The organism is Pseudomonas sp. (genome assembly GCF_050739995.1).
Lineage (GTDB): Bacteria > Pseudomonadota > Gammaproteobacteria > Pseudomonadales > Pseudomonadaceae > Aquipseudomonas.
On record NZ_JBOICG010000763.1, the window covers coordinates 1 to 1,994 of the forward strand.

The window sequence follows — 1,994 nt, forward strand, 5'->3', positions numbered from 1 at the left end:
GTGTACACCTCCACCGACCCGGTATGGCGGTTGGCCCAGCGGTTACCGATGCCCAGCACCACGTCCGACTTGAGCAGGGTCGCGTTGCCATAGCGGTGCGAGGTTTGCAGGCCGACCATGCCCACCATCTGCGGGTGATCGTCCGGGATAGTGCCCCAGCCCATCAGGGTCGGGATCACTGGGATACCCGTGAGTTCTGCAAATTCAACCAGCAGCTCGCTGGCGTCGGCGTTGATCACGCCGCCACCGCTCACCAGCAGTGGGCGTTCAGCCTGGTCCAGCAGGGCCAGCGCCTTCTCTACCTGCACGCGGGTAGCCAGTGGCTTGGCCAGGGGCAGGGGCTGGTAGGCGTCGATGTCGAATTCGATCTCGGCCATCTGCACGTCGAACGGCAGGTCGATCAGCACCGGGCCTGGGCGGCCGGAGCGCATTTCATAGAAGGCCTTCTGGAACGCATACGGCACTTGGCCGGGTTCAAGAACGGTGGTCGCCCACTTGGTCACCGGCTTGACGATGCTGGTGATATCGACGGCCTGGAAGTCTTCCTTGTGCATACGGGCACGCGGTGCCTGACCGGTGATGCACAGGATCGGGATTGAGTCGGCCGAGGCGCTGTACAAGCCGGTGACCATGTCGGTGCCCGCCGGGCCCGACGTGCCGATGCACACGCCGATATTGCCAGCCTTGGTGCGGGTGTAGCCCTCGGCCATGTGCGAGGCGCCTTCAACGTGGCGAGCAAGGACGTGATCGATGCCACCGACCTTCTGCAAGGCCGAATACAGCGGGTTGATCGCGGCGCCCGGGATACCGAAGGCGGTATCTACGCCTTCACGACGCATCACCAGAACGGCGGCTTCGATTGCTCTCATTTTGCTCATGGTTTTGGTGCCTCTTGCGTTTTGTAATTGTATACAAGTGGTGAGTGGTCAAAGTGTATTCACGGCGAGCTGCGCAGGTCAATGCATTTTATAAACCTGCCTTTGCGTTCGTCTGAACGGCTTTTTCCGACATGTGGGGACTTTGTTTGAAAATATTGTATACAAAAATAAATATCATTGTGTTCTATTTGTTTGATCGAGCATCTGATGTTTCAGACCTCCACCGCTTTCCCAATAACAAAAGAAGGACGGCACCATGAGCGCTTTAACCTTGAAACTCGCCACCCAACTGGCCAGCCAGGCCCTGACCGCAGGGCGCACCATTTCAGCGGCGCCGCTGACCATCGCGGTGCTCGACAGCGGCGGGCACTTGATCACCCTGCAACGGGAAGACGGCGCGAGCCTGCTGCGCCCGCAGATCGCCATCGGCAAGGCCTGGGGCGCCATTGCCATGGGCAAGGGCTCACGTTTGCTGGCGTTGGACGCCCAGCAGCGCCCGGCGTTTATCGCAGCGTTGAACAGCCTGGGGCAGGGCAGCGTGGTGCCGGCGCCGGGTGGCGTGTTGATTCGAAATCAGCAAGGCGTGGTGCTGGGGGCGATAGGGATCAGCGGGGATACGTCGGATATTGACGAACAGTGCGCGATTACGGCGATCGAGGGGGTAGGGTTGTTGGCGGATGCGGGGGTGTCGGCTTGATTTTTGGGTGACTGGTAGGGCCTCTTCGCGAGCAAGCCCGTTCCCACACTTGACTGCATTCCAAAGTTGAAACTCGGTCAAATGTGGGAGCGGGCTTGCTCGCGAAGGCGTCATTACGGGCACTGAACAAGTCAGTGTCTGATCAGTTTTTCCCGCACCAACCCGGCCTCCTGCTGATCCAACTCCAGCAACACCTGCTGCTTGCCGGCAATCTCCACCGCCGCCGGCAAACCATCCCGGTACACCAGCCGATTACCGCTCAACGCCGGCACCTTGCTACCCGGCAGCAGCGTACCGACCAGGTTCAGCGGATCCGCCCCACACACGGCAATCAAGCTTCCATCGTGAGGCCGCCGCCGAACTTCCCGCAGCAGCGGAATCGCTTCCGGCAACGCAAACTGTTCCCCCGCCAAACCACT

At 60.6% G+C, this 1,994-nt stretch carries 3 protein-coding genes; 1 reads left to right on the forward strand and 2 read right to left on the reverse strand.

Annotated features, from left to right (window positions below):
- Positions 1 to 878: thiamine pyrophosphate-binding protein (locus tag ACRESD_RS25935; RefSeq protein WP_431753513.1), on the reverse strand; the 878-nt coding region annotated here is incomplete at its 3' end.
- A gap of 256 nt (positions 879 to 1,134) precedes the next feature.
- Between ACRESD_RS25935 and ACRESD_RS25940 the strand changes: the two genes are divergently transcribed.
- The gene (locus tag ACRESD_RS25940) at positions 1,135 to 1,575 is read left to right on the forward strand and encodes a GlcG/HbpS family heme-binding protein (protein ID WP_431753514.1); all 441 of its coding nucleotides are present in this window, start codon (positions 1,135 to 1,137) and stop codon (positions 1,573 to 1,575) included.
- 131 nt (positions 1,576 to 1,706) lie between these two features.
- On the opposite strand, the gene ACRESD_RS25945 is transcribed toward ACRESD_RS25940, so the two are convergent.
- Positions 1,707 to 1,994, reverse strand: a 288-nt coding sequence (locus ACRESD_RS25945) for a hypothetical protein (protein ID WP_431753515.1), incomplete at its 5' end; no start/stop codon positions are given.